General features: G+C 68.0%; 26 protein-coding genes and 1 pseudogene. 13 read left to right on the forward strand and 14 right to left on the reverse strand.

The features are described from left to right. Positions 1-18 precede the first annotated feature (18 nt). Both OG241_RS32535 and OG241_RS32540 read right to left on the reverse strand, forming a co-directional pair. Positions 19-810, reverse strand: coding sequence for a hypothetical protein (locus OG241_RS32535; protein WP_405820358.1), 792 nt, complete (start codon positions 808-810; stop codon positions 19-21). Between the two features lie 160 nt (positions 811-970). Continuing rightward, the gene (locus OG241_RS32540; protein ID WP_405820359.1) at positions 971-1,705 is read right to left on the reverse strand and encodes a hypothetical protein; all 735 of its coding nucleotides are present in this window, start codon (positions 1,703-1,705) and stop codon (positions 971-973) included. 235 nt (positions 1,706-1,940) lie between these two features. Between OG241_RS32540 and OG241_RS32545 the strand changes: the two genes are divergently transcribed. Next, positions 1,941-2,717 carry an SDR family NAD(P)-dependent oxidoreductase gene (locus tag OG241_RS32545; RefSeq protein ID WP_405820361.1) on the forward strand — a complete coding sequence of 259 codons (777 nt, stop codon included), beginning with the start codon at positions 1,941-1,943 and terminating at the stop codon, positions 2,715-2,717. A 63-nt stretch (positions 2,718-2,780) separates the two neighbouring features. On the opposite strand, the gene OG241_RS32550 is transcribed toward OG241_RS32545, so the two are convergent. Continuing rightward, positions 2,781-3,326 carry a GNAT family N-acetyltransferase gene (locus tag OG241_RS32550; RefSeq protein WP_405820363.1) on the reverse strand — a complete coding sequence of 182 codons (546 nt, stop codon included), beginning with the start codon at positions 3,324-3,326 and terminating at the stop codon, positions 2,781-2,783. 183 nt (positions 3,327-3,509) lie between these two features. Between OG241_RS32550 and OG241_RS32555 the strand changes: the two genes are divergently transcribed. From OG241_RS32555 to OG241_RS32565, 3 genes are all read left to right on the forward strand, one after another. Further along, positions 3,510-4,628: an LLM class flavin-dependent oxidoreductase gene (locus OG241_RS32555; protein ID WP_405820365.1), complete on the forward strand. Its 1,119-nt coding sequence runs from the start codon at positions 3,510-3,512 to the stop codon at positions 4,626-4,628. A 102-nt stretch (positions 4,629-4,730) separates the two neighbouring features. After that, positions 4,731-6,461 carry an amidohydrolase family protein gene (locus OG241_RS32560; RefSeq protein WP_405820367.1) on the forward strand — a complete coding sequence of 577 codons (1,731 nt, stop codon included), beginning with the start codon at positions 4,731-4,733 and terminating at the stop codon, positions 6,459-6,461. Continuing rightward, on the forward strand, positions 6,458-7,951 hold the full coding sequence (locus OG241_RS32565; protein ID WP_405820368.1) for an aldehyde dehydrogenase family protein: 1,494 nt from the start codon (positions 6,458-6,460) through the stop codon (positions 7,949-7,951). Before OG241_RS32560 ends, OG241_RS32565 begins: the two co-directional genes overlap by 4 nt. 287 nt (positions 7,952-8,238) lie before the next feature. On the opposite strand, the gene OG241_RS32570 is transcribed toward OG241_RS32565, so the two are convergent. The 3 genes from OG241_RS32570 to OG241_RS32580 all read right to left on the reverse strand — a co-directional run bounded on the left by OG241_RS32570 (position 8,239) and on the right by OG241_RS32580 (position 9,967). After that, positions 8,239-8,913 carry a hypothetical protein gene (locus OG241_RS32570; RefSeq protein WP_405820370.1) on the reverse strand — a complete coding sequence of 225 codons (675 nt, stop codon included), beginning with the start codon at positions 8,911-8,913 and terminating at the stop codon, positions 8,239-8,241. Positions 8,914-9,519: 606 nt separating this feature from the next. Further along, positions 9,520-9,687: a hypothetical protein gene (locus tag OG241_RS32575; RefSeq protein ID WP_405820372.1), complete on the reverse strand. Its 168-nt coding sequence runs from the start codon at positions 9,685-9,687 to the stop codon at positions 9,520-9,522. Positions 9,688-9,715: 28 nt separating this feature from the next. After that, entirely contained in the window at positions 9,716-9,967 is a 252-nt protein-coding gene (locus OG241_RS32580; protein WP_405820374.1) for a hypothetical protein, read from the reverse strand. 47 nt (positions 9,968-10,014) lie between these two features. On the opposite strand from OG241_RS32580, the gene OG241_RS32585 reads away from it, so the two are divergent. Then, complete coding sequence (locus tag OG241_RS32585; RefSeq protein WP_405820376.1) at positions 10,015-10,389, forward strand: YybH family protein; 375 nt, start codon at positions 10,015-10,017, stop codon at positions 10,387-10,389. A 21-nt stretch (positions 10,390-10,410) separates the two neighbouring features. Here OG241_RS32585 and OG241_RS32590 read toward each other — a convergent pair whose 3' ends face one another. From OG241_RS32590 to OG241_RS32600, 3 genes are read right to left on the reverse strand one after another with little or no spacing between them, the layout of a single operon-like run. Then, positions 10,411-10,593, reverse strand: coding sequence for a hypothetical protein (locus OG241_RS32590; RefSeq protein ID WP_405820378.1), 183 nt, complete (start codon positions 10,591-10,593; stop codon positions 10,411-10,413). 15 nt (positions 10,594-10,608) lie between these two features. After that, complete coding sequence (locus OG241_RS32595; protein ID WP_405820380.1) at positions 10,609-11,568, reverse strand: anti-sigma factor RsbA family regulatory protein; 960 nt, start codon at positions 11,566-11,568, stop codon at positions 10,609-10,611. Then, positions 11,565-11,771 (reverse strand): anti-anti-sigma factor, encoded by a 207-nt coding sequence (locus OG241_RS32600; protein ID WP_405820381.1) that lies wholly within the window; start codon positions 11,769-11,771, stop codon positions 11,565-11,567. The genes OG241_RS32595 and OG241_RS32600 overlap by 4 nt, the downstream gene beginning before the upstream one ends. Positions 11,772-11,814: 43 nt before the next feature. On the opposite strand from OG241_RS32600, the gene OG241_RS32605 reads away from it, so the two are divergent. Beyond that, positions 11,815-11,997: a hypothetical protein gene (locus OG241_RS32605; protein ID WP_405820382.1), complete on the forward strand. Its 183-nt coding sequence runs from the start codon at positions 11,815-11,817 to the stop codon at positions 11,995-11,997. A gap of 303 nt (positions 11,998-12,300) precedes the next feature. Beyond that, positions 12,301-13,044, forward strand: a complete 744-nt coding sequence (locus OG241_RS32610) for an ANTAR domain-containing protein (protein WP_405820384.1) — start codon at positions 12,301-12,303, stop codon at positions 13,042-13,044. Here OG241_RS32610 and OG241_RS32615 read toward each other — a convergent pair. Then, positions 13,034-13,210: a DUF397 domain-containing protein gene (locus OG241_RS32615; RefSeq protein WP_405820386.1), complete on the reverse strand. Its 177-nt coding sequence runs from the start codon at positions 13,208-13,210 to the stop codon at positions 13,034-13,036. The genes OG241_RS32610 and OG241_RS32615 overlap by 11 nt on opposite strands. A gap of 10 nt (positions 13,211-13,220) precedes the next feature. Continuing rightward, positions 13,221-14,093 carry a helix-turn-helix transcriptional regulator gene (locus tag OG241_RS32620; RefSeq protein ID WP_405826523.1) on the reverse strand — a complete coding sequence of 291 codons (873 nt, stop codon included), beginning with the start codon at positions 14,091-14,093 and terminating at the stop codon, positions 13,221-13,223. 221 nt (positions 14,094-14,314) lie between these two features. Here OG241_RS32620 and OG241_RS32625 point away from each other — a divergent pair, with 221 nt between their 5' ends. From OG241_RS32625 to OG241_RS32640, 4 genes and pseudogenes are all read left to right on the forward strand, one after another. Then, positions 14,315-14,770 carry an ATP-binding protein gene (locus OG241_RS32625; RefSeq protein WP_405820387.1) on the forward strand — a complete coding sequence of 152 codons (456 nt, stop codon included), beginning with the start codon at positions 14,315-14,317 and terminating at the stop codon, positions 14,768-14,770. A gap of 172 nt (positions 14,771-14,942) precedes the next feature. After that, a complete protein-coding gene (locus tag OG241_RS32630) occupies positions 14,943-15,731 on the forward strand; it encodes a VOC family protein (protein WP_405820388.1) in 789 nt (262 codons plus the stop codon). Positions 15,732-15,908: 177 nt separating this feature from the next. Further along, positions 15,909-17,417: pseudogene (locus tag OG241_RS32635) on the forward strand (ISAzo13 family transposase); the annotation flags it as partial. 1,381 nt (positions 17,418-18,798) lie between these two features. Further along, complete coding sequence (locus tag OG241_RS32640) at positions 18,799-18,984, forward strand: hypothetical protein (protein ID WP_405820390.1); 186 nt, start codon at positions 18,799-18,801, stop codon at positions 18,982-18,984. Positions 18,985-19,151: 167 nt separating this feature from the next. Here OG241_RS32640 and OG241_RS32645 read toward each other — a convergent pair whose 3' ends face one another. Continuing rightward, positions 19,152-19,391: an Arc family DNA-binding protein gene (locus OG241_RS32645; RefSeq protein ID WP_405820391.1), complete on the reverse strand. Its 240-nt coding sequence runs from the start codon at positions 19,389-19,391 to the stop codon at positions 19,152-19,154. Here OG241_RS32645 and OG241_RS32650 point away from each other — a divergent pair. Further along, a complete protein-coding gene (locus OG241_RS32650; RefSeq protein WP_405820393.1) occupies positions 19,390-20,691 on the forward strand; it encodes an RNA-guided endonuclease InsQ/TnpB family protein in 1,302 nt (433 codons plus the stop codon). The genes OG241_RS32645 and OG241_RS32650 overlap by 2 nt on opposite strands. Here OG241_RS32650 and OG241_RS32655 read toward each other — a convergent pair. Then, positions 20,688-20,912, reverse strand: coding sequence for a hypothetical protein (locus tag OG241_RS32655; RefSeq protein ID WP_405820395.1), 225 nt, complete (start codon positions 20,910-20,912; stop codon positions 20,688-20,690). The two genes, OG241_RS32650 and OG241_RS32655, sit on opposite strands and share 4 nt — an antisense overlap. A 203-nt stretch (positions 20,913-21,115) precedes the next feature. Next, complete coding sequence (locus tag OG241_RS32660; RefSeq protein WP_405820397.1) at positions 21,116-21,532, reverse strand: nitroreductase/quinone reductase family protein; 417 nt, start codon at positions 21,530-21,532, stop codon at positions 21,116-21,118. Positions 21,533-21,632: 100 nt separating this feature from the next. On the opposite strand from OG241_RS32660, the gene OG241_RS32665 reads away from it, so the two are divergent. Beyond that, on the forward strand, positions 21,633-22,451 hold the full coding sequence (locus OG241_RS32665) for an endonuclease/exonuclease/phosphatase family protein (protein WP_405820399.1): 819 nt from the start codon (positions 21,633-21,635) through the stop codon (positions 22,449-22,451). Positions 22,452-22,519: the final 68 nt, after the last annotated feature.

Below are 22,519 nucleotides of genomic sequence, written 5' to 3' on the forward strand. Positions count from 1 at the left end.
TTCCCGTCCCGGTTCGCGCTACGGCGCGGGAATCTCCGCCACCGGGATTTCCACGTCGGTGACGTTCTCGCCGCCTTCGCCGAATCCGGGTTCCGCCCTGGCGCTGTTCTCCGAGTTCTGGAGTCCGTTGGCCTGGGGAGTTCCGCACTCGACGTTACGCAGCCAGAGACGGCCGTCCGGCGTTCCGTTCTTCAGGAGCTGCGGATAGAAGACGTGCACGCTGGTGGCGCCCTCGCTGGGCGAGAAGAACACCTTCTGGCCGTCCTGCTCGTCCTTGTACGTGGCCTTGAGGAATCCGCTCACGTCGGTTCGCTTCTCCGACCACATGAAGAACCCTATGTGGTTGGGTTGCACGGTGTCGGTCCGGGTGAAGTCGAATCCGGTTCCCGTGTCGTCACGCTTGAGGGTGAGTTCCGTCGTGTTGAACTTCGCGCCGATCTCGAAGAACGAGTTCCCCAGCTTGGAGTCGGCGGAAGCGGTGAACCCGTCCTCCAGGGTGATGGACCTGGTCACCGACGCGGACACGCTGAAACTCTTCGACAGGGCGCTGGTGGAACCGCAGTTCTCGGTAATGGTGGAAACGCGCTGGTTGGGTCCCAGGTTGTTGCTCTTGAACTGGACGTCGACGAACACGCAGTCGTCCAGTTTGGGGGAGTTCTGCGCGCAGTCCCTGGTCACTTCGGAGGGGGTGGCGGCACCCGCCTGGTTCATCAGCGGAACAGCCACCGCGACGGCCACTACCGGGGCCATGGCCATGACGATGCGCTTCTTCTTGCTCCGGTGACTTCCTTTGCGGCCGGTGCGGGTCATCGTGCGTCTCCTTGCGAGGAAGGGGGAGGAGGTTGGGGGGAGTTACGAGCGTTCAGCCAGGTGAATGGCCAGGTGAGAGGCCGGATGGAGGCGTGGTGGGGGGAGATGCGGGGGGAAGGTGGGGAAGCGCGGGACATGGGAAGGCGGCGTCGGCAGTCGGTCAGCAGTCGGTCAGGACGGGCGTGACGGTTCCGTCCGCGATGCCTGCGGCCCCGGCGGCGCCCGGCAGGATCGCAGGCCCCTCGACGAGTTCCGACGCGACGAAGTTCTTCTCCGGTGAGGGGTTCACGGCGAAGCTTCCCGGGTCGGCGTCGATCCGCACCCGCCATTCGCCGGTCATGCGCTGCATCTTCGGCGTGAACTCCATGTGCAGGACCTTGCCGACCGGTACTTCCCGGTTCTCCGTGTCGCCGGCGGTAACGGACTTGACCGTCATGTCGGTCGTTCCCTTGTGCTTGAGCCAGGACCCGCTCAGAAAGCCGAAGAGACCGCCACCGGCGCCCTGTTGGGTCGCGGTGTATTTGCCCGATCCCTGGGCTACGGTGGCCTTCCAGGTGATCGAAACCTTCGCCGGTTCGGTGGCGTTCGGCTCACAGTTCGGGAAGTCGATGGACGCCTTCTCGGTGGGGCCGTCGAACGGCTGGAAATTCGTCTCGACGTAGTCGCAGTTGTCGGCCTGGAATCCGTCGGCGAAGGCGCCTCCGAAATCTTCCACCGACCGCTGTTTTCCGTTGACCACCGCGGACCTTTCGCACATCTGGATGATCTGCTCCGGTGTCCTCTCCTCGGCCGCGTTCGCCGACGGAAGGAGGGCGATGATCGCGCCACCGGTCGCGAGCGCCGATCCGACCGCCACGAGCCGGACCTTCTTGTTCTTCAGGCGCCTCTTGGCCATGTCGCTCCGTCCCTGGGGAATCTTGGTCTTCGCTTTACCTGTTCGTGGAGGATTATTGGCGTCGGTCGTGGATCCGCGACAGGGTCAAATATCCCTACTCCCCGGTTACTTGGTGTGTGCTCGCGCACACAGTCGCGCACCGTTCGATGCCCTGGGATGCGGGTGGTCCACCATCTGACGCATCGTCAGACTCGGCGGTACGATGCTGACCTCCACCGATGCGAAGGGGTTCCGCATGGGCAAGCTCGACGGACGGGTCGTCATCGTCACCGGCGCGGCACGAGGTCAGGGGGAGCAGGAGGCCCGGCTGTTCGTGGCGGAGGGCGCCCGGGTGGTCGTAGCGGATGTGCTGGACGACCAAGGAGAGGCGCTGGCAAAGGAGTTGGGCGCGCTGTACGTCCATCTCGACGTGCGTGAGGAGGCGGGCTGGCAGGCTGTGGTCGCCGCTGCGGAGAGGGCGTACGGCCGGATCGACGGGCTGGTCAACAACGCCGGCATCCTGCGCTTCAACACCCTTCTCGACACACCCCTCGACGAGTTCATGCAGGTCGTGCAGGTCAACCAGGTCGGCTGCTTCCTCGGAATCAAGACGGTCGCGCCGCGCATCGCCGACGCCGGCGGTGGGACGATCGTCAACACGGCCTCGTACACCGGGATGACCGGGATGGCGGCGGTCGGGGCGTACGCGGCGAGCAAGCACGCCATCCTCGGGCTCACCCGGGTCGCCGCACTGGAGCTGGCCCGCCGGAAGATACGCGTCAACGCCATGTGCCCGGGCGCGATCGACACCGCGATGTCCAACCCGGCGGTGCTGGACCCGGCGGCGGACGCGGAGGGTTCCGCGCAGGGCCTGGACAAGCTGTACCGCAAGCTCGTGCCGCTGGGCCGGATCGGGCGCCCGGAGGAGGTGGCGCGCCTGGCGCTGTTCCTGTCCTCCGAGGACTCGTCGTACATCACCGGGCAGCCGTTCGTGATCGACGGGGGGTGGCTGGCGGGGGTGAGTGCCTTCTGAGTCCCGACCGCTCCGAGGTCGGCGGCCCCCCCCCAGGCGGAAGTGGAGGCCCTGGCGGCCGGTTCAGACGGGCGGTGCGGTGGCGACCGGTGATCGCAGGCCGAGCCACTGCTCGGCGTCCCAGGCCTGGAACCGCTCCACCTCCGTGAACCCCAGCTTGGCGGCGAGGCGCATCGAGCCGGCGTTGGCGGACTGGGTGGTGAGCACCACCGGCTCGCCGGGAAGCGCGCCGTCGAACCAGTCGAGCGCCGCCGCGCACGCCTCGGCTGCGTACCCGAATCCCCACGCCTCCGGCAGGAACAGATAGCCGAGGTCGGCCTTCCCCCTCGCGGCCGGACTGCGGTGCTCGGTCGCTCTCCTTAGCAGGATCTGGCCGATCATCGCCCCGTCGAGCTCGACCACGAAACTCCCGGGCCACCGCTCGGGCACCCCGGGCAGCTCGCGCTCCAGCTCGGCACGCGGCCGGGGGCCGCCGAGGTAGGTGTGCACCTCCGGCGAGGCAAGCAGCTCGATGAACGTCGCACGGTCCCGCGCCTCGGACTCGCGGAGCACGAGCCGGTCGGTCCTGATCGGGGCAGGCGGCCAGGCGACGGGTCCCAGTTCAGTCACGGCGGGCAATCTATCGCCCGCAGCCCGGCGTCAGACGCCGACCCCACCCCGCCACACGCGTGAGTTGACGACCCGTCAGCTATTGACGCTCCAAGCCCCCGGTGGAACAGTCGACATCGAATCTGACGCTGCGTCAGAAACGTTGGAAACGTCGGGAACGGTTACTGGGGACGGTGAACCTCCTTGGAATTCGGGCTCTTTGTACAGGGATACGTGGGCAAGCGGGCCGAGACCGATCCGCTCGCGGAGCACAAGGCGCTGATGGAGGAGACCGAGTACGTCATCGAGGCGGACAGGTCGAACTTCAAGTACGCCTGGGTGTCCGAGCACCACTTCCTGGAGGAGTACTCGCACATCTCGGCCAGCGACGTCTACCTCGGCTACCTCGCCCACGCCACCGAGCGCATCCACCTCGGCTCCGGCATCTTCAACCCCCTCGCCCCGGTCAACCACCCGGTGAAGGTGGCCGAGAAGGTCGCCATGCTCGACCATCTCACCGGCAACCGCTTCGAGTTCGGCTCCGGCCGGGGCGCCGGGTCCCACGAGATCCTCGGCTTCATGCCCGGCATCACCGACATGAACCACACCAAGGAGCTGTGGGAGGAGACGATCGCCGAGTTCCCGAAGATGTGGACACAGGACGAGTACGTCGGCTTCCAGGGCAAACACTGGTCGCTGCCGCCGCGCAAGGTCCTGCCCAAGCCGTACGGGCCCTCGCACCCCGCGATGTGGTACGCCGCCGGCTCGCCGCCCTCGTACGCCATGGCCGCCCGCAAGGGGCTCGGCGTGCTCGGCTTCAGCGTGCAGAAGGTCTCCGACATGGAGTGGGTGCTGGAGCAGTACAAGACGGCGATCGTGGACGCCGAGCCGGTCGGGGACTACGTCAACGACAACGTGATGGTGACGTCGACGGCCATCTGCGCGCCGACGCACGCGGAGGCGGTACGGATCGCGGCGGGCGGTGGGCTGCACTATCTGCAGTCGCTGCTCTTCCGCTACCACGACACCTTCCCGCGCCCCGAGGGGTTCCCGGTGTGGCCGGAGACGCTGCCCGAGTTCAACGAGGAGATCATCGAACTCCTCATCGCCGAGGAGCTGTTGATCTGCGGGGACCCGGACGAGGTGCTGACGCAGTGCAAGCGGTGGGAGCAGGCGGGGGCGGATCAGCTGAGCTTCGGGATGCCGATCGGGATCTCCAGGGAGGACACGCTGCAGACGATTCGGCTGGTCGGGGAACATGTGATTCCGAAGATCGACACGGATCCTGTGCATCGGACTTCGCGGTTCCGGGGGGTGGCTTGAGGGTCCCGTCGGCGGGTGCGGGTTCGTCGTGGTTGTTCGCGCAGTTCCCCGCGCCCCTAAAAGAGGGGCGCGTCCCTGCGGGCCTTGGGAAGAGGTGTAGCCGTGCTTGACCATCTGATCAAGGGCGCTTTGGTCGTTGACGGGACCGGCGCGCCCGCATACGTCGCTGATGTGGGGATACGGGACGGGCGGATCGTCGTCATCGGGGACGTGCGCGAGGAGGCACGGACGGTCGAGGACGCGGCCGGGCTTGTGCTCGCGCCCGGGTTCGTCGATCCGCACACGCACTACGACGCCCAGCTCTTCTGGGACCCGTATGCGACGCCCTCCCTCAATCACGGGGTCACGACGGTCGCCGCCGGCAACTGCGGTTTCACGCTTGCCCCGTTGAACCCGGACCGGCCGGGCGACGCCGACTACACGCGGCGGATGCTGTCCAAGGTCGAGGGGATGTCCCTGGTCGCGCTGGAGGAGGGGGCGCCCTGGAACTGGAGCGGCTTCGGGGAGTACCTCGACGCGCTGGAGGGGCGGATCGCCGTCAACGCCGGGTTCATGGTGGGGCATTGCGCGCTGCGGCGGTACGTCATGGGGCCGGAGGCGGTAGGCGGCCAGCCGACGGAGGACCAACTCGCGGACATGCTGCGGCTGTTGCACGAGGCCATGGACGCCGGCGCCTGGGGACTCTCCACCACACAGTCGTCCTCGCACTCCGACGGTGACGGCCAACCGGTCGCGTCCCGGCACGCGCTCCCCGCCGAACTCATCGCCCTCTCCCGGGCGGTCGGCGAGCACGAGGGCACCCAGATCGAGGCGATCGTCGCGGGCTGCCTCGACCAGTTCAGCGACGCCGAGATCGATCTGTTCGTCGAGATGAGCGTGGCGGCCGGGCGCCCCCTCAACTGGAACGTGCTCACGATCGACTCGGCCGTACCGGACCGCGTACCCCGCCAGCTTGAGGCAAGTGACCGTGCCCGTAAGGTCGGTGGCCGGATCGTCGCGCTCACCATGCCCATCCTCACGCCGATGAACATGTCGCTGGGCACCTTCTGCGCGCTGAACCTGATCCCCGGCTGGGGCCCGGTTCTCGGCCTCCCCGTCCCGGAACGGATCGACCGGCTCGGCGACCCCGCCGTGCGGGCGGAACTGGTCCGTCTCTCGCAGAGCGAGGACGTGGGCGTCTTCCGGCGGCTGACCGACTTCGGGCGCTATGTCATCGGCGACACCTACAGCGCGGCGAACGAGGGCCTGACCGGGAGGGTGGTGGAGGACATCGCCGCCGAACGCGGCCAGGACGCCTTCAGCTGCCTCGTCGAGATCTGCGTCGCCGACGAACTGCGTACGGTCCTGTGGCCCATGCCGACCGACAACGACCCCGCGTCCTGGGCGCTGCGCGCCGAGACCTGGCGGCACGAGGACGTACTCCTCGGCGGCTCCGACGCCGGTGCGCACCTGGACCGGATGTGCGGGGCCCCGTACACCACCCGTTTCCTCGGCGACTGTCTGCGCGGACGCAAGCTCGTGTCGCTGGAGCGGGCGGTGCAGATGCTGACCGACGACCCGGCGCGGCTGTTCGGCCTGCGGGAGCGGGGGCGTATCCAGGAGGGCTTCCACGCGGACCTGGTCCTCTTCGACCCGGAGCGGATCGCCGCCGACAAGGCCACCCTGGTGCACGATCTGCCGGGCGACAGCCCACGGCTCGACTCGAAGGCGATCGGGATAACGGCCGTGTGGGTCAACGGAGTCGAGACGATCCGGGACGACACGGTGACGGGTGCGGTACCCGGCACGGTGCTTCGCTCGGGCCGGGACACGGAGACGGTGAGCACCAAGTGACGTACGGGCAGCGGCTGCACGGCGGCGGCAAGCCGCAAGTGGGCGAAGTACAGCGGCTGTTCGTCGGCGGCTCGTGGGTGGAACCGGCCGACGGGCACTACGAGGTGATCGACCCGGCGACCGAGGACGTCGTCGGGTGGGCGCCGGAGGCCTCGCGGGAGCAGGCGCACGCCGCCGCGGCGGCGGCCCGCGAGGCCTTCGGGCCGTGGTCGCGCACCTCACCGGAGGAACGGGCCGCCGTCCTGGCCCGCGCCGCGGACATCATCCAGAGCAACCTGGTGCCGTACGCGGCGCTCGCCCAGGCGGAGACCGGCGCCACGACGGGGACCGCGCGCGGGATGCAGGTGGGCGTGGGCGCCGCCCGTTTCCGCCGGTACGCGACGGTGGAGCCGGCCGAGTGGGCGATCGCGCCACAGGTCAACGAGGGGGGCCCGTTCGGGAAGGCGGCGGTGATGGGCGCGCTGGCCATACGCCAGCCGGTGGGCGTGGTCGCCTGCATCACCTCGTACAACAACCCCTGGGCCAACCCGGCCGGCAAGATCGCCCCGGCGCTGGCCATGGGCAACACGGTCGTCGTGAAGCCCGCTCCGCAGGACCCGCTGTCGGTGTACCGGATGGCGGAGGCGCTGGCGGAGGCGGGCGCGCCCCCAGGTGTCGTGAACGTGATCAGTGGGACGCGGGCAGAGGTGGGGGAGGCGGTGGTCGACTCCCCGGACGTCGACATGGTCAGCTTCACCGGCTCGACGGCGGTCGGCCATCGGATCGCCGAGGTGTGCGGCCGTGGCATGAAACGCCAGCTGATGGAGCTGGGCGGGAAGGGCGCGGCACTCGTCTTCGACGACGCGGACATCCGCTCGGCGGTCGCGGGCATCGGCACGACGTTCTCGTTCTACAGCGGCCAGATCTGCACGGCCCCGACACGGGTGCTGGCGCAACGGGGTGTCTACGGCCGACTGGTGGAGCAACTGGCGGCGTACGCAGGCCACTTGAAGGTGGGCGACCCGCGCGCGGAGGGCACGGTGGTCGGGCCGGTGATCTCGGCCGCGCACCGGGACCGGGTCGAGGCGTACGTCGAACTAGGCCGGAAGGAAGGCGCGGTGGTGGTCGCTGGCGGCGAACGACCTTCGCACGACCGGGGGTTCTATGTAGCCCCGACCCTGCTGGCCGACTGTACGAACGACATGCGGGTGGCCCGGGAGGAGATCTTCGGCCCGGTGGTGACCGTCATCCCCTTCGACGACGAGGAGGAGGGCATCACCCTGGCGAACGACACCGACTACGGCCTCATCGACTACGTCTGGTCGGCGGACGTGGCCCGAGCGTTCCGGGTCGCCCGGCGCCTCCGGGCGGGCGGCGTGGGCGTGAACACCGTCGGCCGGAACATGGAGGCACCGTTCGGGGGGTTCAAGCGGAGCGGGGTCGGCCGCGACGTGGGGTCGTACGCGCTGCACGCGTACGGGGAGGTGCAGGCGGTGGTCTGGGCGGGATGAACGCGGGTACGGCCGCGGCCCGAAACCTCCGCCTCGGGGTGAGGCGGGGACTGTCAGAGAGGCGTTGACCGGACTACGGGACGACTCGCCGGCGCCGAGCCGAACGTCCCCAGGAGGAATACCGCGAGCCGACCGCGGCAGAGTGGCACGACTACCAACACAGCACTTCGAGCTGCGCAAGGTCTCCCTCGGCACCTGCGGGTGCCCCTACGGCATCCCCTAAAGGGCACGAACACCCCTGCCTCTCTGAACTATTGAGGTTGAAGCCGGAGAGTGGATCCAGGAGCCTATGGCGCCTTGATCTGCAGGAAGGAAGCGATCATCTGGAGGATGCCCCAGTGGTATTTTGACCTGAAATCGCGGGAGGGGTGAGTAGGCGGGTGGACAGAGACCGGCGGCATGCAGTTGTCGTGGTTCTCCGCGAGCTCGGGCAAAGCCACGATTACCGTGACCGGGCGGATGCCGGTCACGGCCTGGCAGGTTTCGCCGAGATGCACGAGGCACTCGGGCCACTGCTGGAGCTCGTACTTGACGCAGGTGACACCTTCGTCACCCGGGTGACCGCGGAAGCCCTGCTTCGGCGAAAGGACAGGATCGGGTTGGCGGTAGTCGCCTCCGCACTGGCAGTCGCCGACTCGAATCACAGCGATTGGATCCACACCGCACTTCACGATGTGTTCAGCATTTTCTCCGAGGACCGGGACAACGCGATGCAGTTGTGCGAGGAGATGCTGGGGGACACTGACGACCGCGTTGCCCTGGGGGCTCGTCAGATGCACGAAGCCCTGGCCGAGATGGACCCCGTTCTTCGCCCCATTTAGCCCGGGGGTGGACACTGTCGTTTTCTGCGTGGCGGCGGCCAGTGTGGTCTCGATGGCGGCGACCTTGCCGAGCCAGCCTTCGTCCTTGGCCTCTTGGAGGCGGTCGATGAGGTTGGCGTGGATCTCCTGGAAGCGTGACATCTGGGCTGGGTCCACGAGGAGCAGGGGACATCTGAGACAGGCTTCTCTGAACTACGTCAGCTTGGTCAGGGTCTGATCGGCACGCATTGTCAGGTAACGACTTCCACGGAAGCGGGTCGAGGGAACGGCATCATCTCCCATCCCAGCGGCCAGTCCGGATCTCGTCGCTCTGAAGCTTCGATCTCAAGGCGCCGGGGAACACGCCATGTCCACCATCGAGCATCTTCCTCGGGGCGGCTCGGCCACGGAATCGTGGCGCGGCGATAGCGCTCGTCGATGCCATCGAGTTCCGGTTGCCTGATCGCGCGAACACGTGAGGGCAGCAGCGGCCAGGCTCCCGCGAGTGCGTTCCGGCACCTGAGGTCGTGGCTGAGCTCAGGCGCGCACCACGAGTAGCCCTCTTCCACCGCGTCCACCAAGGCGCCCCACTGTGCGAGGAGAGAGCAGAGGGAGTGGGCTTGTACTCCAGGTCCGGTCCTGGTGACACCAGAGAGCTGCCCTGACGGCGTCGTACTCTTCAGCGCTCAACACGACTTTGTCTGTGTGACTTTCTGCTGGATTCATGCGGCGACTCCTGCTGAGCTTCATGGGATGGCACAGGTGAACTCACCTTTTATCGGAGCTGATTTTCGCGCTCAGAGCGAGCAAGGCGTCGCCGTATTGGGGCTGTTTGAAATGGAACGGGCCGAACGCCGTGTAGTCGCGTGCTGTGCGGTGAGGTTGCTCGAAGGAGTCCCAGGTCACGCGGTCGGCTGTCGCGGTGATGCGGGCCATGAGGGGCCAGCATCCCCATTCGCCGCATTCACAGCCGAGAACGGGTGTCTTCGGCCCCATCGTGTTGGTGGACTGTCCGAGGAAGTGATCCTGCATCGGGCCGAACCGGAAGAACTCCGGGATCAGACCGCCATGCGTCGCCTGCGGGCTGCATCCCGGCCGCGATCTCGAACCCGTCGATCAGCTCGGTGAGTGGTGCTCCGTCGATGCGGGGGGTGATCACGAGCGGGCCGCCGTCGCCACGGTGCCGGCACTCGAACCGGATGTCATTGCTGGTCATCCAGTGATTGTGCCAGCGAAGCCGTTCCCTCCACAAAGGACCAGTAAATGCCCGAACCCACCTCACCACTCACGGAGTTCATCCGCGCCTACGAGCAGGCGACCAACAGTCACGACATCACGCAGCTCGTCCCGCTGATCGCTCCCGAGGCCGTCTACTGGTTCTCCGACGGATCGCACCGTGGCCGCGAAGCCGTCCTCTCCGCCATCGCCGAGACCTTCGCCACCATCCGCGACGAGATCTACCGGATCAACGACCTGGAGTGGATCGCCCACGGCGATGGCCACGCGGTATGCCGCTACCGGTTCACCTGGACCGGAACCATCGACGGCCAGCTGCGATCAGGAAGCGGCCGCGGCACCAACGTGCTCGTCAACAACGCCGGAACCTGGCAGATGCTTCACGAACACCTCAGCGCGTAGCCAGGCGGCAGCACCGACGCTTCATCGGCCCGCCACCCGCGCCCAACGCTCCAAGGTGGCGTCCTCGGTTTCGGCAGGCTCGGCAGCGGTGGTCACGATTCCGGCCTCGGCCCGCAGGTGCGCGGATTTTTCCAGCTCCTCCGAGAGCATCTCGCGGCGCAGTATGCGGGCGGTGTACGCGGAGGAGTTCCCCTTGGCCTTCAATCGCGCCCTCGCCCACTACTGGCAGTCGAGGTAGAACCGGATCGCCGTACCGCCCGGGTCGGTGTGGATGCGGACCAGGTCGGCGACGGTGTGCACCAGCAGGAGGCCGCGCCCGCCCCGCTGGTCCCGGGTGGCAGGGCGGCGGCCGGCGAGGGGGTCGTCCAGCTGGCCGCCGTCGCGTACCTCGCACACCAGCTGGGAGCCCTCGGACCAGATCCGCAGGCTGCCGGAGCCGCCGCCGTGCACCACGCTGTTGGTGGTCAGCTCGGCCACCGCGAGAGCGAGATCGTCCAGACGTACGCCGGACAGCCCCAGTCGGGCGCCCCGGGCGACGGCGAAATGCCGGACGTCCGGCAGCTCGTCGAGGCCGAAGTGCTGGGGCTCGGCCGCTGCGGGAGCCTCCGGGAGCGGCCGGTTGTACTCGGCGACGACCTGCGCGGGCGCGTAGGACGGGCTGGGCCGCCGGCTGTCGCCCGAGATGATCACCGGGTGGGTCGCATACGCGTCGTTGAGCACCTCCTTGTCGAGGCGCACGGCGTCGTACGGGCACAGGATGGTCACGTCCCGGCCCTGGAAGGCCGGGTTGATCAGCGCCTCGTGCTGCACACACGCCGGGTACTCGACGCTGCTGCGGCCGGCCCAGATCGGCTCCCCGATGATCCGCACATGCGTCTGAGGGTGGGCGTCTGCGAACGCGCGTAGCACTTTGGGGATGATCCGGCCCGGATTGCGGCCCGCGTCGGTCATGTCGAGGAGGAGCACGGACGCGGCATCCGTGCCCAGGTTCTTCCTGAGCAGGGCAAGGTTCGCGCCGGGCACGGCGACCGCGACCGGGTGGCCGGCCCGCAGCCCCTCACGGATGAAGGGCACCGTGCCGTCCAGGTACTCGTCCTCACCCCGGTAGAACAGGGCGGGATGAACGAACGGTTCGGCGGCCGACTCGTCGGTCGACCCAGCGGTCTTCGTGGCAGTCATCGGGCCACCACCTCGATCACGGACAAGTCTGGCCAGAACATATCAAGCAGCCGTGGCAGAGTGGCGGGCGGCCGTTCGATCACGATGCGCCGCTGGGCCGGAAGGTCCTGAGCGGCAACCGCCAGGGCCGAGGCACCGGCGACATCGACGAAGGTCACGGCGGACATCTCCAGATGGCACACGATCTCTTTGGGCAGGTTCATACGACGGGTCAGTTGCCCAAGCGTCTGCTCCCAGGTCGGGCACGTGGCCGAAGTGATCTCGCCGACGGCCCGCCAGCCTGCCCGGTCCGGCAACGGGCGCATCCGCAACCCGACCCCGACCCCGCCCCCGACCTCCGACGGACCCGGCATCGACGCCGAGGCATTCGCCCGTCGCAAACTGTCCACGCCCCACCCCCATGTGCCGGTCGCACCCCAGCTCCAGTAACTCCATACGGTTATCTCCGTACCGATATCTCCGTACCGTGCCGCCGACGGAGAACAGGCGCTGAGCGCACCTCCAGCACGACAAGCACGCTGCTGCCCCATGCGCCTGCCCCGTCGAACCGCGTTCATGCTTGGCCCCACCCGTGGTCGGCGATCCGGCCCGGTATCTCCACGCCGCAGCCGGAATACGCCGTCCCGGACGGGGAAGGCGCGGGAGCAAAACAGTCGCGGGCCATGTCATCGCCGTGCGCGGCCTGGCGCGGACCCCGACGCCCCATCTGGATCCCGGACTTGAGGTGAGTACATGTCTGCCGGCCCCGTTTCTCGACCGTTGCCGTCACTGGGCAACGGCCCACTGACCATCCGCACCGAGATGTGGGCGACCACCGCGGTCCTGGCACCGAGCGGGGAAATCGTCAACGGCTGCACCACGGTGCTCGACCCTGCCCTGGGCAAGCTCCCCGGCGAAACGAACGGCCTGGTCCTGGACATGACGAAGGTCACCTTCATGGATACGGCCGGACTCCAGTTCCTGGAGCGCCTGGAGGACTTCGGAGCCGACGCCCGCATCCCCTTATGGACCGTCAACTGGAACGGCCAGCCCCTCCGCATCCTGGAGCTCACCGGCCTGCCCATACCCGCCGCCGCATCCGACCCCACCGGCTGCCTCTCCGCCTGGCTCCCGCCGGACATCCGCGAGCTGCTCGCCCTCCTCCGCTCCGAACAGGGCCTCTCGGCGGTGGCGGCGGAACGCGAGGAACGGGTGCGGCGACTCCAGACGGAGGTTCAGCAACTGCAGCAGGCCATCGAGTCCCGCCCGGTCATCGACCAGGCCCGCGGAATCCTGATGGCCGTCGAGGCCTGCACGGCCGACGAGGCCTGGAACGCCCTGCGCGACGCCTCCCAGCACACGAACACCAAACTCCGCGAGGTCGCCGAGGCGATCGTCACGGTGAGCACGGGCGGGCCCCCTCCGGCGGAGCCGGTACGAACGGCACTACGGGACGCGGTGCGACGCCAGCAGGGTGGGCGGGGGCTCACTTCTTGAGCATGCGGATGAAGGCGGCGAAGGGGTCGTGGCCGACGGCGATGATGGCTGAGGGGTCCGGCGTTCCCGACTCTGCGAGGAGGATCGTTTCACCGGTGACGGATATGTGAATGCAGGCGTCGCCTTCCTGGCAGCGGGACGACTTCCTCCAGATGTACTGGGGCACAAGGGCTCCTCTACAGGTCCTGAGCGATGGCAAGGATGAGGTCCCGGGACTTCTCGGGGGTGAGGGCGGTGGCCTCGACGGTGTCCAGAAGGAGCCGGTACTTCTCCAGGTGGGCTTCTGCGTCGAGGAGTACAGGGCCGTGGAACTGGTCCAGTTGGGCGGTGTCCAGTTGGGGAACGGAGCCGTGCAGGTAGTTGATGGACTGGCCCGAACCCGGGAAGGCGCCCACGTCGAAGGGCAGCACGCGGACAGTGATGTGGTCCCGCTCGCCCATGTCGATCAGGTGCCGAAGCTGGGCGCGGGCCACATCCCGGCCGCCCACGCGCATACGCAGGGCCGCTTCGTGGACGACGGTCCGGTACGGGGTCGGGTCCGCTCCGTACAACACACCCTGCCGTTTGACCCGGTGGGATACGCGGTGCTCCACCTCAGGGGGCGTGGGCGCCGGGATCACATGGCGGAAGATCTCGCGGGCATGGTCAGCGGTCTGCAGCAGGCCGGGCATGTGTGAGGTGTAGGCGGTGCGTACGGCGGTCGCGTGGTGCTCCAGTTCAGCGAGGTCCAGGAGCCCGGACGGCAGCACTTCGCGGTACGACTCCCACCAGCCGAACGTCTTGTCGGTGGCCACGGCGACCAGGCAGTCGACGAACACCTGGTCGGGGCATGAGTAGATGCCGGCCAGCGCCCTGACACGCTCGGGGCTCACGCCGAACCGGGCCGACTCCACGTTGCTGAGCTGCCCCTGGCTCGTGCCGAGCGCCCGGGCGGCTTCGGTCGCCGTCATACCCGCGCGCTCGCGCATCTTGCGCAACTCAACGGCGAGTCGGAGGCGGCGGGCCGTCAGGCGGGGTCTTGCGGGCACATGAACTCCTCCTGCACACATGTTCCGTCGGCGGGTCACTCGCACGAGGGAATCGGGACCGGAAGTATCTCGATCTCAGGCAAATGTCATTTGCGAGCCTCTATCTTCGTTCCCAGGCGCCCCCGCCCAGAAGCACCCCGCTCGACGGAGCGGCCACGGTCACTGGGCAACGCGAGCAACGTACGCACTGCAGCACAACGTACCGACACCACCCAACTCCCCTCCGTGATCGGAGACTTCCGATGGCCACCGTATCGCCGTCATCCCCCTCCTGGGCCTACGCCCTCCAGCTCCCGCACGATCCACGCGCACCCGGGATCGCCCGCGCGACCCTGCGAACCGTCCTGGCCGCCCACGACCTCGCCCACCTCACGCCCACCGCCGAACTCCTCGCCTCCGAACTGCTCACTGACGCCCACCTCCACACCAAGGGCCCCTACACCCTCCGTCTCCTCTCCAACGAACCCGACCACCTCCGCGTCGCCGTCTGGGACACCGACCACCGGGTCCCGCCCGGCTTCCGGGAGAAGGGCGCCCTGGCCGCCGTACCCCCGGACGACGCCGAAGGCGGACGCGGGCTGCACCTCGTACAGGCGTGCGCCGATGCGTGGGGAGTGTCCGTGCTGCGGGAGCTGGGCGCCTCGAAGGGCGGAAAGCTGCTGTGGGCCGAGTGCGGGCGGGCGGGGGTGTCCGGGTGATCACACGCCACCAGCGCGAGAGGGAGCATGGCGTCGTAGAGGCACGCAACGAAAAGAAAGCCGGCCGGACCGTACAGGTGGCGGGCCGCGCCCAGGGCGGTGAAGGTGAGTGTTGGGGGCCGCCCACAGGTTCCGGGGCGCCCGGGGCCGCACCGCAACGGAGAGATCGCAGATGCCTGAAGTGACCGCTGAGCACTACCCGCCCGGCACGCCCTGCTGGGTCGATCTGATGGCCCCCGATCAGCAGGCCGCCCTCGACTTCTACCGGGACCTGTTCGGCTGGCAGGGTGAGATCGGCCCGCCGGAGTTCGGCGGGTACGCGATGTGCACCCTGGACGGCAAGCCCGTGGCCGGGATCATGAAAGCCCAGCCGATGAACGAGGGGGACCCCACCCCGCCGACGGTGTGGACCACCTATCTGGCCAGCGCCGACGCGGACGCCACCCAGGCCGCGATCACCTCGGCCGGGGGCACCGTGATGTTCCCGGTGATGGACGTCGGCACGGTCGGCCGCATGCTGGTGGCCACGGACCCGACCGGCGCCACCTTCGGCATCTGGCAGCCCGTCGACTTCTACGGCGCCCAGGTGGTCAACGAGCCCGGCGCACTGACCTGGAACGAGCTGCACACCCCGGACGTCCCCGCTGCCAAGGCCTTCTACGCGGAGGCCCTCGGCATCGGCTCGGAGCCGATGGCGGGCGTGGAGGAGTACCACTCGATCACCGTAGGCGACCGTGCCGTCGGCGGCCTGACCACGATGGGTGAGCAGGCGCCGCCCGGGACGCCGCCGCACTGGCTGACCTACTTCTCGGTGGACGACACCGACAGCACGGTGGACGCGCTGGTCAGGGCGGGCGGCAACGTCCTGGTCCCGCCGTTCGACTTCGTCGCGGGCCGGATGTCGGTCGTGGCGGACCCGCAGGGGGCTGTCTTCGCGGTGATCAAGCCCGTCCCGATGTAACTCGCTGCCCTGTCCGGGGTATCGGTAGGTGACAGCTGACCGATCCGGCGTTGCAAGGCGCCGGCGGACTCGCATCCGACCCCACCAGCAGGGGCCTGCCGATCAATAACTCTTAGGTTTTCGTGGGCTGTTGGGTCGTAGGATGCGGGGGTGTCGGAGGGGACGAAGGCAGAGTTGGTGGATGCGTTCGGGCTGTTGCTGCCGCATCTCGATGAACGCCAGCAGCGCCTGATGCTGGGCGCCGCGGCCCGCGTTCTGGGCCACGGCGGGATCCGCATGGTGGCCGGAGCGGCCGGGGTGGCGGAGTCCACGGTGTCGCGCGGGAAGCGGGAGCTGGAGCACGCGGAGGAGCCCGCCGGCCGGGTCCGGGCGCCGGGCGCGGGGCGGAAGCCCTTGCGGGAGGCCGATCCGGGGCTGGTGCCCGCGTTGCTGGCGCTGGTCGAGCCGGACCAGCGCGGCGACCCGGAGTCTCCGCTGCTTTGGACGGTGAGGTCCACCCGGAATCTGGCGGCCGAGCTGACGCGCCAGGGGCACCGGGTCGCTTCGGACACGGTGGCCACGCTGTTGAAGGCGGAGGGCTTCTCCCTGCAGGGCACCTCGAGGACCACCGAAGGGGCCCGGCATCCGGACCGGGACGCCCAGTTCCGCTACATCAACGACCAGGTCACGGCGTACCTTGCCGACGGGCAGCCGGTGATCAGCGTGGATGCCAAGAAGAAGGAGACGCTGGGCAACTACGCGGTCATCGGACGCGAGTGGCACCGCGCCGGGAAGCCGGTGCAGGTCCGTGCGCACGACTTCCCCGAGAAGGGTGCCCAGAAAGCGGTGCCGTACGGGATCTACGACATCGGCGCGGATACCGGCTGGGTGTCGGTGGGCTGCGACGGGGACACCTCTGCCTTCGCGGTGGCCACTGTGCGCCGCTGGTGGAACGGTGAGGGGCGCCGCCGCTACCCGCACGCTTCCCGCCTGCTGGTCACCGCCGACGCCGGAGGCTCCAACGGCTACCGTGTGCGCGCCTGGAAGAAGGAACTCGCCGATTTCGCCTATGAGTCGGGCCTTGATGTGACTGTCTGTCACTTTCCCCCGGGAACATCGAAATGGAACAAAATAGAGCACCGGCTGTTCTCACAGATCAGTATCAACTGGCGCGGCAGGACCCTGACCAGCCACGAAGTCGTCGTCAGCACCATCGGAGCGACCACGACACGCAGCGGACTGTCCGTCCACGCCGAGCTCGACCCAGGCGCCTACCCCACCGGCGTCACCGTCCCCGACACCGTCATGGAACGCCTGCCCCTGACGCCGCACGAGTGGCACGGCACGTGGAACTACACCCTGCGGCCCGAACCGCTCGCTCCCGAATTGTCCCCACCCAGCGTCGAGTTCGGACGCTTTCTCACCGGCGACAAGCTCCCCGCCTGGTTGCGGCACCCCAGCCTCACCGGACTCGAACCCGCCGCCTTCGACGATCTCGCCGCCCGTTACCAAGCCTGGTGTGCCGAGCACCCGCCGATCTTCCTGCCCGGCAAACGCCCCGACGGCGGCCCCGGCGCCGGCAGCAGACGACTCTCCGTCGCTGACCAGCTTGTCGTCTTCCTCCTCACGAAGCGCTGGTCCATGGCCCAGACGCCCCTCGCCGAGGCAACCGGCCTGGCCAAGAGCCGGATCGGCGCGACCCTCCAGCGCCTCTCCAATGGGGGTGGTGGCCTGATGTTTGGGCGAAGGGATCGTTCTCAGAACGCCAGTGTGACCAGAGAGATGAGGCAGTTCTTCTCCAGTGTCCGGCCTGGAAGACATCTCAGCGCTGAAGAGGTGGCTGTCGAGTACGGAAAATTTCTATGGACGCGCAGCCGTTCGGTGACGCTCGTGGAGGATAAGAGCCGTACCCGGTCGCGCTTCTACCTGGGACTCCAGGTCGGTGAGGGCCGTCTGGGGTTCGAGGATGTCACCAAGCGAGTGGCGCTGATCTCCGACACCCTGCTACTGGCACATGATTCCACGGCCGCGATCCACTTCCTCGGCCAGCAAGGATCCGCCCGGGACACCAGCGGGATGGGCGGGATGGCGGCGGCCGGATTTCCCCTCGGCGGCGCCTACGAGAGGATGCGGGACAATAATCGTGGGACTCGCTACGGCATGCACTGTCCGGATCTGGACGCCCTCGGCCGATGGCTGTTGGATGCACAACCCCTGCTTGAGGCAGGACTGGCGTGGTACCTGCCGACGTACTCCACCGCCTTCGTGGAGACCAGTGAGGCAGTACCGAGACAGCTGAGCGCAGCGGAACGAGCCAGGGCAGTTGACTATCTCATCGAAGACGGGCGGGCTATCGACGCTTCGGGAGCTGATCCCATCAAAAGTCAGCTGATCCGGCCGGTACTCTCGATTGACCTTCCGTTCATTGATGGAGTTGGACTGCGCGATTTCAGCCAGATCACCGTGGGTGAGTTCAACTCTTACATCAAGTTCCGCGATTATCTGCGTTTGAAGCTGCTCGATCTCGACCCGGCGCTGAACGCGGTCGATTCAGAGCGTCAGGTCCTAAGATTGGCATTGGAAATCAAAGAACAGATTCGTGATTCCCGAGCCGCGATGGAACAGGCGAAACACAAGAGGATTCTCACCGCTAGCGGGGCAGTGATAGGCACTGTGGGAGCCGCGCTTGTGGCTGTCTACGGTCCTGCGCTGGAGTCCGCCGTCGCTACGGTCGGAACCAGCGGCGGCCTCTGGGGCGTGATCAGCGCCCTTTCGGAGAACAGTACGAGGCGGCTGCGAGAGGACAAGTGGCACTACATGTGGACGCTGTCTCGTACGGCGAGTTTCTAGTGCGGCAGGAGAAGCTCAACGGCGTTCAGGGAGCCGCCGATCAATAACTCCTCCCCAGGAGGCCATCGTTCACGCAGTCTGACCGGACGCGCTGCTGGGCCCGCGCAAGATCAAGACGACGAGCTATTGATCGGCGGCTCCCTGACCCCACCGGCGGCCGACTTCGCGTCGGATGGTTGAATCCTAGGGGTGGGTCGGACACAGGCCGACTCTGCGCCCTCGGAAAAGGAGAAACAGAATGGGAGCTGGCCTTGTAGTGCTGGTCATCCCACTGTTCCTTTATCTGATGCTGGTCACTCTGCTGTGCGTCAAGGTCGGTAACCGGACATCCCGGAAAATGGGCTGGCTGTTCTCGGTGGCGCTCATCTTCGGGCCCGCCGCCCTGCTCACCGTCGGTGGCCTCATCGATTCCGGCGTCTGGTAGTACCCCGGGGGCTTCTCAGGAGAACAGCGGCGCTTCCCGGACCGTGAGCGGGCCGACGATCGTGTCCAGTTCCGCGTCCGTGAGGGGGCCTCCGGTGCCGAGGCCCTCCCACAGTTCCATCTCTCGGAGGTGTTCCACCTCGCTTGCCGGGCAGGGTACCCGGTCCTTTAGGGCCGGGGTGAATGCCCGCTCCCGCGGAGCGGGGCAGGGGAAGGTGAATCGCCGTCAGGGCGATTCGGCGTCTGGGGCGAGATGGTGGTGAGGCCGACCTCGAGCAGGTGCAGCAGCTCGGAGTTGAGGGATCGCCGGTCTGTGGTGGCCTGGGCGGTCAGCCGTTCGTGGAGTTTTTCGGGGATGCGCAACGTGAATTTGACCATGCCGTCATTATGCCGCCATGATGACGGCATGTCGCGTTTCCGGATGTATCCGACACCTGCGCAGGCCGAGCAGACGCTCACACACTGCGCGCACGCCCGGTACGCCTGGAACCTCGCTGTCGAGCAGCACTCACACTGGCGCCGGTGGCGTAGGAGCGCGCCCGGTTTCGCGGAGCAGTGCCGTCAGCTCACCGAGGCCCGGCGGGAAAGTGAGTGGCTGGGCTCCGGGAACGCGGACGTGCAGCAGCAGGCACTGAACGACTTCGCCAAGGCCAAGAACGCCAGGTTCACGTCCGGGTTCGGTGAGCCGACCTGGCGCAAGAAGTTCCGGCATGAGGGCTTCCGGGTCATCGGCACCGACCGCGTACCGGCGTACAGCGCAGACGGGTCGCCGAGGCTGAACGCGAAGACCGGCAGGCCGGTCATGGCCCGGTCAGTGGTCGTGCACAGGATCAACCGGCGGTGGGCTCAGGTCAAGGTGCCCGGCTGCGGCTGGGTCCGCTTCCGCCTCAGCACCAAGGGCAAGGGTGCGAAGCTGCCCGACGCGAAGACGTTCCGGGTCGTCTTCCGTAACGGGCAGTGGCACATCGCCTTCGCGGTCATCCCCGGGCCGACCCCGGCGCCCGGCACGGGTGAGGTGATCGGCATCGACCGGGGTGTCACGATCACCGCTGCCCTGTCGGACGGCCGGAAGCTGAACTGCCCGCAGCTCACCGTCAAGGAACGCGCCCAGATCCGAAAGCACGAGCGGCGGGCGGCCCGAGCGAAGAAGGGCAGCCCCCAGAAGGCGGCCGAGTACGCGAAGGCCGCCAAGCTCAAGGCACGGGAGGTAAACCGGCGCAAGGACTGGTGTGAGAAGTCCAGCACCATGCTCGCCCGCTCCTACGACCTGGTCCGGTTCGAGAAGCTGAACATCAAGAACATGACCCGCTCTGCGAAGGGAAGCGTGGAGCAGCCCGGCAGGAATGTGGCGCAGAAGTCCGGCCTGAACCGGTCGATCCTCGCCCAGGGCTGGGGCCTGCTGCGGCAGCGCACCGAGCACAAAGCCCCCGGCCGGGTCGAAGACGTCCCCGCCCCTTACACCAGCCTGCGGTGCAGCGCCTGCGGATGGATCGAGAAGAAGTCACGCAAGAGCCAAGCTGACTTCGAGTGCGTATCCTGCGGCTTCACCTGCAACGCGGACACCAACGCAGCAACCAACGTCGTGGCAGGACAGGGCGGGATTCCCCGCCCCCGGTGCTCAGCCGGTGCCGGAGGGGTGACAACGGCCACCGGTCGTTCGAGCGCCCGTGAACCTCAACCCAACTGGGTTGGAATCCCCCTCTTTTAAGAGGGGGAGGATGCCAAGCTCACCTGAAGCGAGTGGGCAGGTAGCGGCTCAGCCTTGGACGAGTCGTCGGCCAGTACCCAGATCACGACCATGGCGATGAAGCCGATGACGAGCAGTGCCGGAAGGCCCAGGATGAGGGCGACCACCCACCACCTGGTCCGTCCCGGGGAGACCTGGGTGTCGTCCTCGTGCTCCGCCGGCCGGTTCCGCGTCGTTCCCATGAGACCCAATCCTTCGTCTGCCTGCTTCTGTCGGCCGTACTCGCCAGTTGCCAAGCAGGTGTTCGTCACACGACCTTGTCGAGGTGTGCCGGCCGGGCGCAAGGAGTACTTGTCGTCAACCCATCCAACCAGGAACCTCGCCCCTTCCCGCGCATCGCCGCCCGCCAACTCGGCTTGTGCTCGCCCAGGTTGAGGATCCTCGTTCACTTCTCCTGGGGTCGCCCGGTGGTTTTCAGGTCGACCCGCACCGTAAGCAGATTCGTCCCCATCGCCCGTACGCCCGTGCTGTTGACGCGCGGAAGCGTCCGCAGCCGGGCGATCGGATCGTCGTCCGGGAGGAGGTGGGCCGTACCCGTGTGCCAGCGTCCGCCGACCCGCACCCGCACCCTCGGGTCGGCCTTGATGTTCCGTACGTAGTGCGCCTTCTCGCCGAACTCCGAGACCAGCCAGAACGTGTCACCGATACGGCGTCCGCCGAGCGGGGTGACGCGGGGCAGGCCCGAGGTGCGGCCCGTGGTCTCCAGGAGGGTCTGGAAGGGGAGGCGGCGGGTGACCGGGTTGCCGATGCGGCGCTGGAAGGCGGTGGCTGCCTTGAATCTGAACTCCGTGAAGCGGGACATGTTGGTCTTGTGCCTCCTGCGTCGTGCCGCTGGCGCCGTGTGCTCTTGAATGGTCTCCCAGTGGGCAAGAGGTGGGCGAGACGGGTGGGCGGTGGCGGGTATGCGTGTGGTGACCTGGAACCTGTGGTGGCGGTTCGGGCCCTGGGAGGCGCGGCAGAAGGCGATCCTCTCCGTGCTGCGGGATCTGCGGCCGGACGTCGTCGGCCTCCAGGAGGTCTGGGAGTGCGACGGGGAGAACATCGCCGCCTGGATCGCCGACGAACTCGGACTGCACTGGACCTGGGCCCCCTCCGAGGCACCCGAGCGCTGGCAGCGGCGTATCGGGGGCGAGAAGGTCGACGTGGGCAACGCGGTGCTGAGCCGCTGGCCCGTCGTCGAGAGCGAGGCGATGCGGCTGCCGGCGCCCGATGAGCTGGACGACGGACGTCTCGCGCTGTACGCGCGTCTCGCCGCCCCCGGCCACCACGTGCCCTTCTTCACGACCCACCTCACCTCCGCGCCCCACGCCTCGGCGGTCCGCCGCCAACAGGTCACCGCCCTCGCGGAGTTCGTGGCGGAGCGACGTGGCGGCACCGCCTTTCCGCCCGTCATCACCGGCGACTTCAACGCCTGGCCCGACTCCGACGAGATCCGGCTGATGGGCGGTTACAAGACCGCCCCGGCCGTCCCCGGCCAAGTGTTCCTGGACGCCTGGGAGTTGGCCGATCCTGCGGCGCCCTCGGCGACCTGGGACGCTGCCAATCCGTATGTCGCCGCCGGGTTCGGGCCCAGTGCGCGGATCGACTACGTCTTCGTCGGGCCTCCGGGGCGCGGCGGGCTCGGGCACGTACGCAAGGTCGAACGGGCGGGGCACGGCGCCGTCGGGGGCATCTGGCCGTCCGATCACGCGGCGGTGGTGGCGGATCTGGCGTCCGCCTGAGACGCGGGAGACGGCGGCCGACCGCGGCCGACCGAATCGGCAGGTCACTCCCGGCCGGGGACGGTGTT

The organism is Streptomyces sp. NBC_01390, assembly GCF_045040105.1.
Classification (GTDB): domain Bacteria; phylum Actinomycetota; class Actinomycetes; order Streptomycetales; family Streptomycetaceae; genus Streptomyces.

Bases quoted from the DNA above. Each gene is read 5' to 3' on its own strand.
- OG241_RS32535 (WP_405820358.1), bottom strand. From the start codon at position 810: ATGACCCGCACCGGCCGCAAAGGAAGTCACCGGAGCAAGAAGAAGCGC.
- OG241_RS32540 (WP_405820359.1), bottom strand. From the start codon at position 1,705: ATGGCCAAGAGGCGCCTGAAGAACAAGAAGGTCCGGCTCGTGGCGGTC.
- OG241_RS32545 (WP_405820361.1), top strand. From the start codon at position 1,941: ATGGGCAAGCTCGACGGACGGGTCGTCATCGTCACCGGCGCGGCACGA.
- OG241_RS32570 (WP_405820370.1), bottom strand. From the start codon at position 8,913: ATGTCACGCTTCCAGGAGATCCACGCCAACCTCATCGACCGCCTCCAA.
- OG241_RS32575 (WP_405820372.1), bottom strand. From the start codon at position 9,687: ATGGCCCGCATCACCGCGACAGCCGACCGCGTGACCTGGGACTCCTTC.
- OG241_RS32580 (WP_405820374.1), bottom strand. From the start codon at position 9,967: ATGACCAGCAATGACATCCGGTTCGAGTGCCGGCACCGTGGCGACGGC.
- OG241_RS32585 (WP_405820376.1), top strand. From the start codon at position 10,015: ATGCCCGAACCCACCTCACCACTCACGGAGTTCATCCGCGCCTACGAG.
- OG241_RS32595 (WP_405820380.1), bottom strand. From the start codon at position 11,568: ATGACTGCCACGAAGACCGCTGGGTCGACCGACGAGTCGGCCGCCGAA.
- OG241_RS32600 (WP_405820381.1), bottom strand. From the start codon at position 11,771: ATGAACCTGCCCAAAGAGATCGTGTGCCATCTGGAGATGTCCGCCGTG.
- OG241_RS32610 (WP_405820384.1), top strand. From the start codon at position 12,301: ATGTCTGCCGGCCCCGTTTCTCGACCGTTGCCGTCACTGGGCAACGGC.
- OG241_RS32620 (WP_405826523.1), bottom strand. From the start codon at position 14,093: ATGTGTGCAGGAGGAGTTCATGTGCCCGCAAGACCCCGCCTGACGGCC.
- OG241_RS32625 (WP_405820387.1), top strand. From the start codon at position 14,315: ATGGCCACCGTATCGCCGTCATCCCCCTCCTGGGCCTACGCCCTCCAG.
- OG241_RS32630 (WP_405820388.1), top strand. From the start codon at position 14,943: ATGCCTGAAGTGACCGCTGAGCACTACCCGCCCGGCACGCCCTGCTGG.
- OG241_RS32640 (WP_405820390.1), top strand. From the start codon at position 18,799: ATGGGAGCTGGCCTTGTAGTGCTGGTCATCCCACTGTTCCTTTATCTG.
- OG241_RS32650 (WP_405820393.1), top strand. From the start codon at position 19,390: ATGTCGCGTTTCCGGATGTATCCGACACCTGCGCAGGCCGAGCAGACG.
- OG241_RS32645 (WP_405820391.1), bottom strand. From the start codon at position 19,391: ATGCCGTCATCATGGCGGCATAATGACGGCATGGTCAAATTCACGTTG.
- OG241_RS32655 (WP_405820395.1), bottom strand. From the start codon at position 20,912: ATGGGAACGACGCGGAACCGGCCGGCGGAGCACGAGGACGACACCCAG.
- OG241_RS32660 (WP_405820397.1), bottom strand. From the start codon at position 21,532: ATGTCCCGCTTCACGGAGTTCAGATTCAAGGCAGCCACCGCCTTCCAG.
- OG241_RS32665 (WP_405820399.1), top strand. From the start codon at position 21,633: ATGCGTGTGGTGACCTGGAACCTGTGGTGGCGGTTCGGGCCCTGGGAG.